This is a genomic window from Streptomyces sp. NPDC102437, assembly GCF_044765565.1.
In the GTDB taxonomy this organism is placed as follows: Bacteria; Actinomycetota; Actinomycetes; order Streptomycetales; family Streptomycetaceae; genus Streptomyces.
Genome location: NZ_JBIWKI010000012.1, coordinates 25,399 through 41,449, shown reverse-complemented (window position 1 = coordinate 41,449; position 16,051 = coordinate 25,399). Strand labels below are relative to the sequence as shown.

Here is a 16,051-nt window from a genome sequence, read left to right as displayed (position 1 = left end):
GAACGGCCGGTAGAGAGAGCGGAACCGAGTACGCGTGGGTATGGGGGCGGACGTCCCGCAGGTCGTTTTTGACCGTCACTTCGGCGTGCCGTCACTTCGACATGATGTAGTCCAGTGCGTAGCCGGAAGCAGTTGTCCAGTAGGTGACGAGCTGGCCGTCGTCCGCGTACAGCGTGTCCACGGGCATGGGACGTCGACCGGCTTCCCGGCACCGCTGCCGGACTTGCCGCCCTGGAGGCCTAGGGTGATGCTCTTCGCCTCGTACTCGTCCCTGGCGCCGCCGCTGACGAGCAGAGCGGCGTACGCCTCCTCCCTCGGAGCGATGGTGACCGGCCGCCCCGCGGCCGGGTCGCTGTCCTTGATCACCGGGACCGTGGTGCGGGCATCGGCACCGAGCCGTACGAGGGGGTACCGGTAGAGGTCGCACTTCTTGTCGCCGGAGTTCTGGACGGTGAGCAGGAGGTGCCTGGCCTCCTTGCTGTCGGCGGGCTCCTTCACTGGTCGACTTGCCGCCACTGTCACCCTTCCCCCCGGATTCGCCCGAGGTGCCTTCAGGTTTCGGTGCCCTTGTCTCCCCTGGCTTCACCGAGCCCGCCCGGCTCGCACGCGGTGGTCGCGAGCAGTACGGCGACCACCGCGCCCCCGAGGGCGTAGGGGGTCCATCCCCTCGGGTGCAGGCAGTCCTTGCGGCACTTGCGGGCATGCGTACGCAGATTCATGGTGCCCCCGGCTCCGTGACCGACTTCGGTACGTCGGGGACCGGCGACCCTGCCTGTGATCTGGTGATCGCATGAGGGATGGTCTCGGGCGACAGCCGGGAGGCGTTCCGGCAGGCGGTCGGCCAGGACGACGGCACCGGGGCGCGGGGAACGGACGTCATGAGGGTCGTTCTGGACCGGCCCGACGGGTCATCGGGACACCGTCGCCGACCGCGCACCGGCCCTCACCGCTTCGATATGTGTGTTGGGGGCGGCCCGGTCGCGAAGGATGAAAGCGGCACCGGGTTCAGCGCATCGCGCCGTACGTGTTCCGGACGCGGAATCTAGCCGCTGGTCATGCTGCGTGCCGAGGAGTACACGTCGAGGACGGCCAGGCAGAGGGGGACGAGCGCGAGAAGGAGAACCACCTCGGCCAGGTCGGAGAGGCGGCCCCAGAAAGGTGACAGTCCCCTCTTCGGAATGATCAGAGCGACGCCGATCAGCAGGGCGGCACCGGCCGTGACGGCCGTGGCGAGCCACAGGGTACGGATGTCGAGCGGCCCTCGGTCCTGTTCCGTGAGGAGCTTGATGACAGCGCCGGTGGGCGGATTGAGCGACAACCCCAGCACCAGCAGGCCCAGGGCGGCGAGGCCCGCGCCCAGAACGGCGGCGACTTGGGCGGTGTAACGGAAGAGCCGTGCTCGCAACAGCATGGCCAGCCCTGCGACCAGCGCGAGGGTCTGGCCCCAGACGTCAGTGGAGAAGCCCAGGACAGCGGCGCCCGCGACCACCACCACGCAGCAGCCGCCGACCAGGCCCAGCAGCAGCTCGTGCCCGCGCCGGGCCTGCGTCGCGATGCGTTCGGCGTCGACGGGGTCGGGCTCGCCGATGCCCGGCTCGGTGTCGAGGTCGGCCTCCGTCGTGGGGCGGGGGGCGGCGTAGCCGATCGGCAGGTGGGCCACCCGCGCGGAGAGCCCGGGCAGGAAGGCGACGGCGCCGATCGCGACGACCACGCAGACAGCGGCGGTCTCGCTGGGACGGGCGTCGGTGAGGATCGCGCAGAACGTCGCGAGGGTACCGACCGCCGAGGCGAAGACCAGGGCGACGAAGGGTGCGTCGCCGGTCGGCATCGCGGCGACGAGCCCGGCCGAGACGCAGAGCACCGTGGCACAGCCCAGCATGAACTGGAGACGTCCGATACCGGCGCCCGGGTCGAGCGCGAGAAGGCCGGACCCGGCGATCATCAGGTGCGGCAGGGCGGCGAGGCCGAGCGCGATTGCGGAGGCCCGGTCGCCGTAGCTCCGCGCCCTGACTCCGGCGAGCGTGACGAGCAGCGCACCGACGGCGGCGGCAACGATGCCCGGCAGTCCGTGCATGTCATGCCGGACCGGGTCGGCGAACCAGAGCACAAAGCCCATGAGTACGAGAAGAAGCGCGCCGCCGAAGCGACCGGCGACGCCCAACAGCTGGTCGCTCCACAGTGCGCGGTCGCGGCTGACGGCGGACGCGACCGCGTCGGCGACATCATCGAAGACGGCCGGGGGAAGTGATTCGGCGAAGGGCCGAAGCCGCAGGACGTCACCGTCCAGGACCCGCTGGACGGCCAGCGGGTGGGTGGCGTCCAGGAGGGTGCCGTCGCGGCGGGCCAGGTGGTAGCCGGGAGGTGCCCCCGGTGGTGTGGCCTGGCCGGTCAGCCGAAGGATCTCCGGAAGGAGATCGGAGACAGCGACATCGTCCGGGAGGGCGACATCGATGCGGCTGTCCGGTGCCACGACCGTTACTCGGCAAAAACCGGTTGTCAGGGTCGAACTCACCTGATGGATCCCCTCGTTCGCTCTACACCACGCTCCAGGCCAAGGGCGCCACCCTATCGGGGTCCCTCCCATGGCCTACACGTAGGATTATTGGCGCGCGGAGGTAGGTCGCTGCCACGGGGGTGCCGGCCCGCAACTCTCCGGGCCGCACTGAGGGATTGATTCGCCGGTGACCCAGATCGTCGTCAAGCGCCCGCCCCGAGCCATGCCACCTGAGACACCCTCGGTGGAGGTGCGACTCGAGTCGCCTCCTGAACTGCCGCGTGGGCAGCAGGAGGGCATGGCCATGCAGTTGCTGCCGATGCTCGGCATGGGCTCATCGGTGGTGTTCTTCTTCATGCCCGGCTCACAGCCGTTCATGAAGATCATGGGCGTCATGATGCTGCTGTCGACCGCGGCCATGGCTATAGCGCAGGTGATGCGGTACCGCAAGGGAACCCAGGGCGAAGCCTCGGAGGGCCGCCGGGAGTACCTGAAGTACCTCGCGCAGACCCGGCGCAAGGTGCGCCGCACCGCGCGGGCCCAGCGGGACGCGCAGTTCTATCTGCATCCGGATCCGGACCAGTTGTGGTCGCTGGTCGCCGAGGGCGACCGGCTCTGGGAGCGGCGGATCGGCGACAAGGACTTCGGACAGGTCCGCATCGGTCTGGGACCGCAGCAGTTGTGGACACCGCTGGTGGCTCCGAGCACCGCGCCGCTGGATGAACTGGAACCGCTGTCGGCCGGTGCCATGCACCAGTTCCTGGCCACGCACGGTTCGCTCGACCGGCTTCCCATGGCGGTGTCCCTGCGCGCCTTCTACCACGTCGTGATTTCGGGCGAGCCGGGTTCGGTACGCGCCTCCGCCCGCGCGCTGGTGGCCGGCCTGGTCGCGCTTCACTCACCTGACGACCTCGTGGTCGCGGTGGTGGCATCTCCGGATGTGACGGACCAGTGGGACTGGACGAAGTGGCTGCCGCACGCCCAGGTTCCCGGCTCTTCCGACGGGGCCGGCACGAAGCGGCTGTTCGGCGACAACCTGATGGAAGTCGAGGCACTGCTCGAGAACACCCTGACCGGCCGGTCGAGGTTCAACCGCGAGGGACCCCCGCTCCTCGACCAGCCGCACGTGATCATCGTGCTGGACGGCACTTTCGTGTCGGCCGAGTCACTGCTCGCCTCTCCGGAGGGGCTGCAGGGCGTGACCGTCGTGGAGATCGTTCCGGAAGAGCTGGACGAGCCCCGCGGCGGACTGCACATCGCCGTGCGGCCGGGCCGGCTGCGGCTGGATTCGGCGGCGGCCGTCTATCACGGCATGCCCGACCTCCTGCCGGTCGAGACCGCGGAGGCCCTGGGCCGTCAGCTCGCCCCGCTGCGGATGGGCATCGGCGCGGAGGACGACGAGCCTCTGCTCGCCAACCTGGACTTCACGGACCTGCTGGGAATCGGCGATCCGGCCGCGGTCGACACCGCCACTGTCTGGCGGCCGCGTTCGACGGCCGACCGGCTGCGCGTACCGATCGGCATCGGCGAGGACGGCTCGCCCGTCATGCTCGACCTCAAGGAGGCCGCGCAGGAGGGCATGGGCCCGCACGGGCTGTGCGTGGGAGCGACCGGTTCCGGCAAGTCCGAGCTGCTGCGGACGCTGGTGCTGGGTCTGGCCGTCACCCACTCGTCCGAGACGCTCAACTTCGTCCTGGCCGACTTCAAGGGTGGCGCGACGTTCGCCGGGATGTCCGAGCTCCCGCACGTCGCCGCGGTCATCACCAACCTGTCGGACGACCTCACCCTGGTCGACCGTATGCGGGACTCCATCACGGGTGAGCTGCAGCGCCGCCAGGAGCTCCTGCGGGCGTCGGGCAACTACGCGAACCTCACCGACTACGAGAAGGCGCGCGCCGCAGGCGCCCCGCTGGAGCCCCTGGCGTCCCTGGTCCTGGTGATCGACGAGTTCAGCGAGCTCCTCACCGCGAAGCCCGACTTCATCGACATGTTCATCCAGATCGGCCGCATCGGGCGGTCCCTGGGCGTGCACCTGCTGCTGGCCTCGCAGCGCCTGGAGGAGGGCCGCCTGCGCGGACTGGACACCTACCTGTCCTACCGGATCGGCCTGCGTACGTTCTCCGCCGCCGAGTCCCGTACCGCCCTGGGCGTGCCCGACGCCTACCACCTGCCCTCGGTCCCCGGTTCCGGGTTCCTGAAGTTCGGCACGGAGGGGATGACCCGCTTCAAGGCCGCCTACGTGTCGGGTACCTACCGGCCGGGCGTCGCCCCGACCACCGGTACCGGGGAACTCCCCATCGACCGGCGCCCCGTGCTGTTCACCGCGACCCCGGTGGCGGTCCACTACCCCGAGCCCGATCCGGACGTCTCCCTGGCGCCCGGCCAGCAGACCGCCGACGCGCTGGCGGACACCGTCCTCGATGTCATCGCCCGCCGCCTGGAGGGACAGGGGCCGCTCGCCCACCAGGTATGGCTGCCGCCGCTCACCGACGCGCCGTCCCTCGACCAGATGCTGCCGCCGCTGGCGGTGACGCCCGAGCGCGGAGTCCACGCCCCGCAGTACGGGCAGAACGGCGCCCTGGTCGTTCCGTTCGGTCTGGTGGACAAGCCCTTCGAGCAGCGGCGCGACCCTCTGGTGCGGGACTTCTCCGGTGCCGCCGGTCACATGCTGATCGTCGGCGGCCCCCGCTCCGGCAAGTCCACCCTGCTTCGTGCCCTCATCGGCTCCTTCGCCCTCACGCACACACCGCACGAGGTGCAGTTCTACGGAATGGACTTCGGTGGCGGCGGCATGATCGCCGTCGAGGGCCTGCCTCACGTCGGCGGGGTGGCTTCCCGGCTCGACCCGGAGAAGATCCGCCGCACAGTCGCCGAGGTCTCCGGGATCCTCAACCGGCGCGAGGAGTTCTTCCGGGACAACAACATCGACTCGATCACCACGTACCGCCGGCTCCGCGCCGCCGGCCGGCTGCCGGGCGAGCCGTGGGGCGACGTCTTCCTGGTCATCGACGGCTGGCAGTCCTTCAAGACGGACTACGAGTTCCTGGAGCCGGTCGTCGCGGACATCGCCGCACGGGGTCTCGGACTGGGCGTGCACCTGATCGCCACCGTCGCCCGGTACATGGAGATGCGAGCGGCGCTCAAGGACCAGCTGCTCAACCGGCTGGAGCTGCGCCTCGGTGACCCGACCGACTCCGAAATGGACCGCAAGATCGCGGTGAACGTCCCGGTCGGCGCACCTGGCCGAGGCCTGACGGCGGAGAAGCTCCACTTCATGGGCGCGCTGCCGCGCATCGACGACACCGCGGGCGCCGGCGACAACCTGTCCGAGGCCACCAGCGCCTTCGTCCGGGCCTTGTCCGACAACTGGCCCGGCCCGCACGCCCCGCAGGTCCGCATGCTGCCCAGGAAGCTGTCCGCGCGCGAGCTGCCGAGCGGCCCCGACCGGTCGCCCGGTGGTGTCGCGATCGGCATCGACGAGATGAACCTCGCACCGGTCGTCGTCGACTTCGACACCGACCCGCTGTTCGCGGTCTTCGGTGAGTCGGAGTCCGGGAAGACCGCCCTGCTGCGGCTGCTCATCAAGCAGATCACCGAGCGGTACACCCCGGAGGAGGCGTTGATCTGCGTCGGTGACTACCGGCGCAGCCTGCTGGAGTGCGTGCCCGAGCCGTACCTGGTCGGATACGCGACGACTCACAACGCGTTCGAGAAGTACCTCACCGACATGAACACCCTCATCAGCAGCCGCATCCCCGGACCGGATGTGACCCCGCAGCAGCTGCGCACGCGCAGCTGGTGGCGGGGGCCCCGGGCGTTCATCATCGTCGACGACTACGACCTGGTCGCCACGTCCTCCAACAACCCCATGGCGATGCTGGTCGACAATCTGCCGTACGCCCGCGACGCCGGGGTGAACTTCATCATCGCCCGCAGCAGCGCGGGGGCGGGCCGCTCCTCGTACGAGCCCTTCGTCCAGCGCTTCAAGGAGCTGGGCGCCCAGGGCGTCGTCCTGTCCGGTCACCCCGGCGAGGGCGAGCTCCTCGGCGACGTGAAGGCCCGCCCGCTGCCGCCTGGCCGCGGCCTGTTCGTCTCCCGCCGCGGCGCGCCTTCCCTGATCCAGACGGCCTGGCTGCCGACGGACCTGGACTGAGCGGGTCACCGCACAACGGAGGAGGGGGTCGGCCCGCGACCGGGCCGGCCCCCTCCGCGTTCCTGGCGCGGAGGCCCCGGTGATGCCGGTGTCGCACGACGACAATGACAGCTGTTCCACCACTGCCCGGCGGGCAAGGACGAACTGCTGGTCGCTGTCGCCCAGTTCGGGGCCGACCAGGTCCTGGAGGACCGGCAGCCCTATCTGGGCCGCCTCGACTCGCGGGGGTCCTGGGAACAGTGGCGGGACGCGGTGATCAGGCGCTACGAAGCGCAGGGTGACCAGTGTCCGCTCGGCTCGCTGTTCCTTCAGATCGGGCGCTCGACCCCCGGGGCGCGGGCAATCGTGGTCGAGCCGCTGCGCCGCCGGCAGGAGAGCCTCGCGGCGGGCGTCCGGGCACTGCAGGCCACCGGTGCGCTTCGCGCCGAGCTCGATGCCGATGTGAGGGCCGCGGCGCTGCTGGCCGGAATTCAAGGAGGCGTGTTGATCCTGCTGTCGACGGGCCGGTCCACGCACTTGCGCCGCTCTGGACCGGGGAGTCGCCGCGCGGGCGGCGGCACAGCGTGACCTGAGCGGCGGCTGATTCGCGGGTCGGAGCGGCTTCACCGGACGCCCCGCGGGCGCTCCCCGGGGCCGCCAGTGCCATGCGTGTCAGCCGGGCGATGACGGCGACCACCGCGCCGCGCTCGGCGGCGAAGGCCTCCGCGACCGCACGCCCGAGGTTGCTGGTCGCTCCGGTGACAAGGGCGGTCTTGCCCGCAAGCCGCATAGACGTGGTTCTCTCCATTGTTTGGTTCGCCGCTGCGAAACCGAACGGCCGGACCGCTGGCAGCGCCCGACCGGACGGAGCGCCCCATGACGGTCAGGGCGCACAGCCACCGTGCGACGACAAAAATGGACCCGCAAGTCCAAAAATGGAGACTCCGGACCGCGCATATCCCGACTACGCCGGGGCGCCCGTACCTTTCGCGCCACCCTTGCGCGGGTACAGGGGCTCGACGGTGTACTTGCCCGGGGCGAAGCGCTCGACCGCGTCAATGATCAAGTCGGGATGAGTCGGCCTCCGGCGGTTCCAGACGGAGTGCCCGAGCGAGTGCAACAGAACCACTGGCGCCCCGCCGGGGTCGTTCGGCTTCCCCGGGCGCACGCCCGGTTTCAGCACCAGCAGCAGGTAGCTCCGCCTGCTGTTGAACCGAACATTGTCGATATCAGCCCACCGCACGGCCTGTGTGCGGGCGGGCCACACCTTGCTGACGCCCGCTGCATCGATGCGCAGACCGGGATGCAGCCGCACAATCGCGAACAGCGACAGCAGGGTCACCACTGCCCCGAACGCCGGCAGTCCCACATATCCGCCGACGCCCAGCACGCCCATGGACTCCATGCCATAACCCGCGATCAGCACATTGAACACAAATACCGTAAGTCCTTCGAGGATCACCAGGCCGAGCATGCCCGCGAGAACCGCAGCGAGGTAGACCCCGCCTCGACGCGCCCGCTCAGCGGGAAGAAATAGCCCTTCGTCGGAACTGGGGGTGTGGACATAATGTTTCCTTCATTGAGCATCAGGCGGCGAGTGCACGTCTCACGACTCTCCGCGGCCAAGCCGATCGGCACCCAGAGCACCGCACAGCGCCGAACCTAGACGGCCGTGGTGAGCGGGTACAGCGCTCACAGCGATTGGATTTCGTGGATGCCGCCTTCCCCGGCACCAACACGAACTCAGGGAGGGCACGCCGCCTCGCAGCGCACCCTCCCGGATCCGGACCCGTCTGTGGCACGCGGGCTCACAATGCCTTGACCAGGGTTACTGCCACGTCCAACGGAAGCCGGGGAAGCTGGCGCTTGACCTCCCGTACCGCGTTGGCAGGCCCCTTCTCATCACGGATGCGACGCAAACCCTGCTCGTCAACGGCCTGCCGCAGGGCGTCGATCGAGCCGAAGTTCTGGGCGTACCAGTCGCGTTGCTCCGCTTGGCGCGCTTTCTGTTTCCGGTGTGCCTCCTGGCCCTCGGCCACCAATGGGCAGGCCAGGGACAGGACTACGGAGACCATCAGGACCGCCACGGGGAGATCCGATCTCATCAAGAAGAAAGAACACCCCAAGGCCACCAGGCCGATGGCCCAGAGAGCGACCCGCAATCCGTACATGAAGTCCGCCCTGCCTGTTGATCCGAGAATTCCGCGCGCCTGGTCATGCACTGGGCGAAAGTCGGGCGTCGGACGGTGCCCAGGAGAAGGCAACGGCACCCGGCGCCGCGATCGCGCCGCTCAGGGTCACGACGTACTCAGCCGGGATGACGCCCGGCGTGACGTAGAACGCGCCCCGACAGCGCCACGCAGCGCCGGGCCCATGACGGCCTTATCCGTGCTTGTTCCGTGCTTGTTCCGACCTTGACGACCGCGGTGAGCGAGTGGAGCGGTCACAGCGACTGGATCATCTTCATGGCTTCATTCAAGGGACACCGAGGAAACTGACGCCTGAATCGGCGGGCAGCCACCAGCAACCCTTTTTCGTCACGAATCCGCCGGAGCTCCGCCTCGTCCGTCACCAGCAACCGCAGTTCGTCGATGGACGCAAACTGTGCGTACCAGTCTCTCCGGCGCCGCCACTGCAAGTAACTCTCACCCCAGCCCGGGAGGAGAATGCCCACGACACAAAGGAGCATCACCAACGGGGACTTCACAAGAAGATGGGGGGTGAAGAACATCACGTAAAAACTGGCCGGCGCGGCACACCAAAGCGGTACTCGAATCCAGCACATGCGAAACCATCACCCGTCATTCAAAAGTTCCTGCCTTCCCGGCGTCATCGAGCACTGCCGAGCCAGCAGAATCAATTCGGCAGCGCCGCACCCGCATCAAACAGTCGCGGACGGCCACTTACCTCAACCGCGCATCTTCCGCCGTCTCTCAAGCACCTCTGCGATCACTGGGCAAAAAAACGCCAGCGCACAAAGGATGCCGATCATGCTCTTAGGGGCAAGGTCGTCCATGTCACCAGTGAGCAGCGGTAGCGCGAGCCATCCGAATGATGCCAGTGCAACAACCCAGAGAGCCACGCGAGTTTTATTCATATCTACATCCTCTACAGCTCAAGAGAAGCGCAGCGCCAATCGCCATCTCGGAAATGATGAAGTCGACGGCTGAGCGAGGACGTCAGACCGTTCCGACCGGCCAGTGCCCCCCGTGCGGGAAGGCGCTCTTGTCGGTTTTCTCGCCCGAGAGTTCACCCAGCACCGTGAGCTCAGTGCCGATCACGGACAGCACGGCGAGCGCAGCGCCCCCGATGACGGCGGGTCCGAGAGCTGCTTCCGCCGTGACAGCAGCTGCGGCAGGAGGAAAACCCGCCACAGTAGGAGCCGCAACAGCCGAGGCAGCCAGGACAGGGATCAGCTGAGCCATATAGACTGCTACTGCGGTGTAGAACGCGAATCCCGCCACTCCACAGGCTGTGAGGCAGCCCGCTACTGTGCTCGCGCTGGAGGCGACTTGAGCGGCAGCGCCGGACTGAGGGAAGATGGCATTGGTGTATGCGGTTGCCCCTGCGCCTTCCCAGTACTTGGGAGCCGTGAGGTTGAACTTCTGCGTAGAGGACGAGACGCCGGACGCCTTCCCTCGAATCTCTTCCCCCTGCCACTGTATGGCGTTGTAGAACATGATGACAGGAGCAAACGCCCCTTGCAGGATGTCTACAATCTTTTTAATAATCCAATTGACGCCTTCGATGAGCTTGTTCGCTATCCAGATACATCCCCGCGCGACGGCGTCCGGAACATACCAGTGGTTCACCGCCGACTCTACCTTTGGGCCTATTTCAGTCACATATTTCGATATAGTTGTAAGGCCAGAGTTCAACTTATCGATAATCGCCTGGAATTGCTCGGGATTGAATGCCATGAGGAGCCCCGTTCTTTTCGAATCTCCGTCTAGTAAGCGCCTTCAACGGATTTCGTGGTATCTACTTCTTGATCGTCGTAAGCCTTCGCGTTCCTGACCAACTCGTCGGCGATTTTCGACATTTCAACGTTCCCTTCGCCGCATCGACTTGAGAGATGAGCGATGACACCGGTATAGGTGACGAAAAGCGGAGCAAAGATTCCAAGTTCGGTCGGATTTGGCTGCATCCCCTGAATGGAAGCGGCTACCTCGCCTATTGACTTGGCCTGCTCGTCCCACGTGCGCACATCAGTACGTATCGCATCGGTAATGACTTTGAGGTCTTTTCCCAAAGCTCTCAACCCCTTCAGGATTTCCCTAGATGAAGTGCCGCGGGTTTTTCATGATGGCCAGAGCCTCATCCAGCAGGCCGCCCAGGTTCAGGTCTGCAACGGCGTCCGGGCCGCTGCTTTCAGCACTGCTGGACTTGGCGCGTGCGTCGGCCAATGCATCATCAAGCGCTTGATTCAGTCGCACAACTGACTGCCGGGCTGCCCATTCCGGGTCCACCTCGCACGAGGCGAGACCCTGCGAACCGAGGGTAATTACGACCCGGCGCGCGGCAGAGTCCCCCTTCATCTCGGGCTGCACGGATGACTCCGGGTTCTGCCGCTCGACCACGTCGAAGGCTGTCAGCACATCTTCGGCCACTTCCTCGAGTGGCCGCGGAACGACGTACCTCACGTCCCGCTCGAATGTCTCCGGAGGCGCTGAGGCCGTCCCTGCCGATGCAGGTTGGCCAAGGGTGCCGTCGAACTGGTGAGCTCGGGCTTCCCAGTCCGCCTGTGCGAGGCCACCCGACCAGCGCTCCATCCACTCGCTCAGGGCGGACCCGTACGCCTCGACAACAGCTGCACCAAGATTCTCGGGAGGCTGCCTACGCTGCCAGTCAGATGCGGCCTTGATCGATTCCGGGATACCGCCGGCTATCACCCGGACTCTGACGGCTCCCTGCGCGTCCTCGCCCTCGGCGTGCTGAGGCATCTGGTCGCGCATCTCAGACATCAGTTGCTGCATCTTGTTCGCATACTCTTGGAATTGCTGCAGTTCTTGGAATATGTCACCACTCACGCTTGTCCCTTCTAATTGTTCCCAGATTTGCACGGTTGTGCCCATCTGTCCCTATGGTGCTGTGAGTTGATCGCGCATTCGCACACTAACACGGTGGCTTGATAAGTTTGCCGATTTCTAGTACAGCCACCGCATTGCATCACCATTGTGAAGAAACCGAGTTGGGTGCGGCTCCTTCCAGGGTGAGCTTGCTCCGCTTTGACGGACACGATCGTTGTGGTGGTCAGGCTGCGAGTGTGCGCTCGTATGCGTGGGCCCTTTTTGAGACGTCGGTAGCAGATGAGGCTGCAGGCGATTGAGACAAAGGTGTCGTGAAGTTCGGTGCAGTGTTTCCAGCGGATGGCGAGGCGTTCCAATCCTCTGGCGCCGCGTTGCGCGTATCTCTCGAAGCAGCGCGGGAGGAGAATGCCCAGCAGCAGAAGAGCACCACCAACGGGGTGCTGTCAGGCCGGTGAAAGAACGCCACGTAAAAGCAGGCCAGGGCGGCACACCAAAGCGGTACTCGAATCCAGTACATACGAAACCATCGCCTGCGATTTCGAAAATCTTGCCTTCCCGGCGTCATCAAGCAGTGCAGGGCGAGCACGTCCCCCGAGCAGCACACCCTCCCTGGTCCGGAGGGACTGACTGGGCGGCGACGGACGCGGACTGAGCGGGACGGAGGAGGGGGCAGTCCAGCGGCGGGCTGCCCACCCTCAGCGCATTCAATTCCCGCGGTACGTCGCGTCGCTTATGGCACGCGGGCTCACAATGCCTTGACCAGGGTTGCTGCCACGTCCAACGGAAGCCGGGGAAGCTGGCGCTTGACCTCCCGTACCGCGTTGACAGACCCCTTCTCGTCGCGGATGCGACGCAGACCCTGCTCGTCAACGGCCTGCCGCAGGGCGTCGATCGAGCCGAAGTTCTGGGCGTACCAGTCGCGTTGCTCCACCTGGCTCGCGCCCTGCCTCCGCCAGGCCGCATGGGACTCGGCCGCCACCGGGCAGGCGACGGCCACGACCATGCACAGAACCAGGACCGCCTTGGGGAGATCCGATCTCATCAGGAAGAAGGAACACACCAGGGCCACCAGGCCGATGAACCAGAGGACTACCCGCAATCCATACATGAAGTGCACCTGCCTGTTGATCCGATGAATCCACGCGCCCGGTACCGTGCCGACCGATGGTCCGGCGTCGGACGAACGCCGGACTTCACGGTGCTGCGACGGGCCAGTGGCCATTGGGGTAGGCGGTCATGTCACGCGCTTCGCCCTCGATGGCGGACATCTGCTGGGCCTGTGCGCCCAGCAGAGCGAGGAGCGCGGTGACGGCCGTGATGATGTAGCCGATGCTCACCGTGGTGTCTCCGACGATGAGGGCCGCACCCGCCCAGGAGAAGACAACGGAACCCAGCGCTGCGATCGCGCCGATCATGGTCACGATGTACTGAGCCAGGATGACAGCCAGCGAGACGTAGAACGCCAGTCCGGCAGTGGCGCACAGCGCCAGACCCGTGGCGACCTTGTCAGCGGTCGTTCCGATCTTGGCGGCCGCGATCGGCTGGGCCTTGACTGCCGTCGTGTAGGAAGTGGCGGCCTCGCCGGTCCAGTTCTTGAGGGACTGGAGCTGGTCGGCCGTGGTGCTGCCGGCGACGCCCGAGGATTTCCCGCGGATTTCCGACTGCCAGTCCCAGGTGTGCATCGCCAGGTAGACGGGCGCCGCTATCCCTTGCAGGAGCTCCTTGATCTTGTTGAGGACCCAGGAGGCGGCCTCGATGACCTTGTTCGCGGCCCAGATCAGGGCCTTCGCGATCACATCGGGTACGTACCAGTGGTTCGCGGTGGATTCCGCCTTCGGACCGACCTGGTTCAGCTTCGTCGAGAGCGTCTGGATTCCGGAGGTCAGTTTCTGAGAGGTTGCTTCGTATTGTGCCGCGTTGAAAGCCATTCGATTCCCCGTCTAGTAGGCGTGATCTACGTGCTTCTTCGTGTCGACCTCGTGGTCGTCGTATGCTTTCGCATTCTTGTACAAGGCCGTGGCGACTGCCGCCATCTGTACCGCACCCTCGGCACTGCGCTCAGAAACCTGATCGACAACGGCTCCGTAGGCCGACACCAGGAGTTGGAACACTCCAGCCTGAAGGTGGTTCATGCGCGTTCCCTCGACCGCGGTGTGGACCGCCTTCATCGCGTTGCTCTGTTCGTCCCACATGGCCGCGTCGGTACGCAGTCCGTCGGTAATGACTTTGAGATTGGGGTCAGCCAATTTCTTCAATCCCTTCAGAAGTTATTCGGCAAGGCGCCGAGGGTCACTCAGAATGGCCAGTGCCTCGTTCAGCAGGCTGCCGAGCTGCAGGTTGGCCACCCCGTCCCCGGCGGTGGCCTCAAGAGCGCTGAGCTTGTCGCGGGCATCGGCCAGAGCCTCCTCGAATGCCTGGTTGAGCCCGATGGACGACTGCTTCATCGCCCACTGAGGATCCACCTCGCAGGAGACGAGGCCACCCTTCGCCACGGTGAGCACGACGCGGTGGGCCGTCGACTTACCGGTGGCGTGCACCGGCTCGGGGACCTCCATCGCGAGCTGCTCCACCGCGTCGAACGCCGAGAGCATGTCCTCGGTCACCTCGTCGAGGCTCCGCGGGACGACGTAACGCAGATCCGGTTCGGGGATACCCGCTGCCGCTGAGGACGTCTCCGCCGGACCCGAAGGGCCTGGTGCGGCGAGGGAATCGTCCATTCGGTCGGCCTTGGCCTGCCAGTCCGTCTCGTCGAAGGAACGCGACAGGCCCTCCATCTGTGCGCTCATCGCCGCCCCGTACGCCTCGACAACGACGGCCCCGATGGCCTCGGGTGACTGCCTGCGCTGCCAGTCCGAGGCGGCTTTGATGAACTCCGGGAGCCCGTCCGATGCCAATCGGATGGTCACGGCACCCTGTGCATCCGTTCCTTCGGCGCCCTGGGGCATCTGGTTCTGCAGGCTTGTCATCATGTTCTGCAGGTTCAGTGCCTGCTGCTGGAAATGCTGCAGGCCCTGTATGAATTCTTCGTTCACGATGCTTCCCTCATGGCCTGTGCACACAGGTGAGTTCGATTGGAGGTGGGTGAGTGATGAAGCGAGCTCAACGCCGGAGACCGGCAGCTCTCCGGCGCAGCAGGAGCACCGCGCCGACAACGACGACCACGCCGACTCCGACAGCGATCCAGGCGATCGCGCCGACGCCCTTGTCGTCATCGGCCTGAGCCGAGGCAGCGGGTGAGGCCGACGGCTTCGAGGCATTCGAGGGGCTGCCGGATCCGCTTGGGGCGGACGGCGACGGGGACTTCTCCGGGGACCGGGCGGCCACCAGAGGGTTCACGTCGGCGGGGCCCGGGTCTCCGGGGTCGCCGAGGACGGCCACGCGGGGGCGGACCGTGCCGTAGCCGATGTAGCGGCTGGGGATCGCGCCCTCGGTTGGTTTACCGGCGGTGTTCATCAGGACGCGGAGGACCTGGTTACCGGTCCAGGAGGGGTGCTTGGACCAGATGAGGGCGGCTGAGGCGGAGGCGATGGCCGTGGCCTGACTAGTGCCGTTGCTTTTGCAGTATCCGGGCACGCCGTCGACGCAGCGGATCGGGATTTCGTCACCTGGGGCGGCGAGCGCCACCTGGGGGCCTGACACAGAGAACTTAGTTACCGAGGATGTCTTGTCGACGGCCCCAATGCCCGCCACCCCGGGGGTAGCCGCCGGGTAGCCGACATCGTTCCCTTTGTCGCCCCTGTTGCCGGTTCCCGCCAACAGCAGCTTCCCGCGCTGCACGGCGTAATCCACTGCCTTTTGGATCTGGGCCCTCTCGCCCTCATCAACCAAGAAGTACTCGTAGGCCAAAGACATGTTGATGATCCTGGCTTCGCTGTCGGCGGCATACCGGATGGCCGCGACCAGAGCCGGAACGCTATTGGTGCCCGATTCCTTGGAGGAACCGAAGACGGTCAAGGGAAGAATGTGCGCGTCCGGCGCAAGCCCCTTCACCCCCTGACCGTTCACCCCGTTACCCGCGATGAGCATCGCCATGGCGGTGCCATGCCCGTCCTTGTCCTTGTGCGCACCCAGCTGAGGCTCGACAAAGTTCTTCCCCGGGAGCACTTTCCCCGTCAGTTCAGGGACAGAGGGGATCACACCGGTATCCAGAACAGCAACAGTGATCCCTTTACCAGTGCTGACCTTCCACATCTCAGGGGCCTGCATCCGGTCCAGGTACCACTCGCGGTCGCGCATGGTGTCCGCGGCCGCGGCCGGGGCGATGGCGCCGCCGATGACGAGCAGGGAACCCAGTGCTGCCACCACCGCCGACGCACGCCTGCGTTGACGCCTGACCGTTGACCTCATGCCACCCACTCGTTCTCTGTCCGCCATCCGGCGTCGCTGCTCCGGAAC

The 16,051-nt window shown here is 66.4% G+C and carries 15 protein-coding genes and 1 pseudogene; 2 read left to right on the top strand and 14 right to left on the bottom strand.

The features are described from left to right. Window positions 1–75: 75 nt before the first annotated feature. From ACIRJP_RS17250 to eccD, 3 genes are all read right to left on the bottom strand, one after another. The gene (locus ACIRJP_RS17250) at window positions 76–498 is read right to left on the bottom strand and encodes a DUF4232 domain-containing protein (protein ID WP_404174179.1); all 423 of its coding nucleotides are present in this window, start codon (window positions 496–498) and stop codon (window positions 76–78) included. Window positions 499–551: 53 nt separating this feature from the next. Beyond that, a complete protein-coding gene (locus ACIRJP_RS17245; protein ID WP_404174176.1) occupies window positions 552–719 on the bottom strand; it encodes a hypothetical protein in 168 nt (55 codons plus the stop codon). A 323-nt stretch (window positions 720–1,042) separates the two neighbouring features. Continuing rightward, on the bottom strand, window positions 1,043–2,512 hold the full coding sequence (gene eccD / locus ACIRJP_RS17240; RefSeq protein ID WP_404174173.1) for a type VII secretion integral membrane protein EccD: 1,470 nt from the start codon (window positions 2,510–2,512) through the stop codon (window positions 1,043–1,045). Window positions 2,513–2,681: 169 nt separating this feature from the next. On the opposite strand from eccD, the gene eccCa reads away from it, so the two are divergent. Together eccCa and ACIRJP_RS17230 are read left to right on the top strand one after the other, a co-directional pair. Then, window positions 2,682–6,647 (top strand): type VII secretion protein EccCa, encoded by a 3,966-nt coding sequence (gene eccCa / locus ACIRJP_RS17235; protein ID WP_404174170.1) that lies wholly within the window; start codon window positions 2,682–2,684, stop codon window positions 6,645–6,647. Window positions 6,648–6,755: 108 nt separating this feature from the next. Then, window positions 6,756–7,230 (top strand): annotated as a pseudogene (locus ACIRJP_RS17230) (TetR family transcriptional regulator C-terminal domain-containing protein); the annotation flags it as partial. Between the two features lie 360 nt (window positions 7,231–7,590). Here ACIRJP_RS17230 and ACIRJP_RS17225 read toward each other — a convergent pair. The 11 genes from ACIRJP_RS17225 to mycP form a co-directional block, all read right to left on the bottom strand. Next, window positions 7,591–8,100, bottom strand: a complete 510-nt coding sequence (locus ACIRJP_RS17225; protein WP_404174167.1) for a PH domain-containing protein — start codon at window positions 8,098–8,100, stop codon at window positions 7,591–7,593. A 334-nt stretch (window positions 8,101–8,434) separates the two neighbouring features. Continuing rightward, window positions 8,435–8,713, bottom strand: a complete 279-nt coding sequence (locus ACIRJP_RS17220; protein WP_404174164.1) for a hypothetical protein — start codon at window positions 8,711–8,713, stop codon at window positions 8,435–8,437. A gap of 356 nt (window positions 8,714–9,069) precedes the next feature. Next, on the bottom strand, window positions 9,070–9,357 hold the full coding sequence (locus tag ACIRJP_RS17215; RefSeq protein WP_404174619.1) for a hypothetical protein: 288 nt from the start codon (window positions 9,355–9,357) through the stop codon (window positions 9,070–9,072). A gap of 448 nt (window positions 9,358–9,805) precedes the next feature. Beyond that, on the bottom strand, window positions 9,806–10,546 hold the full coding sequence (locus ACIRJP_RS17210) for a hypothetical protein (RefSeq protein WP_404174161.1): 741 nt from the start codon (window positions 10,544–10,546) through the stop codon (window positions 9,806–9,808). 29 nt (window positions 10,547–10,575) lie between these two features. Beyond that, a complete protein-coding gene (locus ACIRJP_RS17205) occupies window positions 10,576–10,878 on the bottom strand; it encodes a hypothetical protein (RefSeq protein WP_404174158.1) in 303 nt (100 codons plus the stop codon). A gap of 25 nt (window positions 10,879–10,903) precedes the next feature. After that, window positions 10,904–11,701 (bottom strand): hypothetical protein, encoded by a 798-nt coding sequence (locus tag ACIRJP_RS17200; protein ID WP_404174155.1) that lies wholly within the window; start codon window positions 11,699–11,701, stop codon window positions 10,904–10,906. A 700-nt stretch (window positions 11,702–12,401) separates the two neighbouring features. Further along, window positions 12,402–12,764 carry a hypothetical protein gene (locus ACIRJP_RS17195; RefSeq protein ID WP_404174152.1) on the bottom strand — a complete coding sequence of 121 codons (363 nt, stop codon included), beginning with the start codon at window positions 12,762–12,764 and terminating at the stop codon, window positions 12,402–12,404. A gap of 85 nt (window positions 12,765–12,849) precedes the next feature. Beyond that, window positions 12,850–13,584, bottom strand: a complete 735-nt coding sequence (locus ACIRJP_RS17190) for a hypothetical protein (protein ID WP_404174149.1) — start codon at window positions 13,582–13,584, stop codon at window positions 12,850–12,852. A gap of 12 nt (window positions 13,585–13,596) precedes the next feature. Next, the gene (locus tag ACIRJP_RS17185) at window positions 13,597–13,902 is read right to left on the bottom strand and encodes a hypothetical protein (protein ID WP_404174146.1); all 306 of its coding nucleotides are present in this window, start codon (window positions 13,900–13,902) and stop codon (window positions 13,597–13,599) included. 21 nt (window positions 13,903–13,923) lie between these two features. Next, the gene (locus ACIRJP_RS17180; protein WP_404174143.1) at window positions 13,924–14,688 is read right to left on the bottom strand and encodes a hypothetical protein; all 765 of its coding nucleotides are present in this window, start codon (window positions 14,686–14,688) and stop codon (window positions 13,924–13,926) included. A 67-nt stretch (window positions 14,689–14,755) separates the two neighbouring features. After that, window positions 14,756–15,961, bottom strand: coding sequence for a type VII secretion-associated serine protease mycosin (gene mycP / locus ACIRJP_RS17175; protein WP_404174140.1), 1,206 nt, complete (start codon window positions 15,959–15,961; stop codon window positions 14,756–14,758). Window positions 15,962–16,051 lie beyond the last annotated feature (90 nt).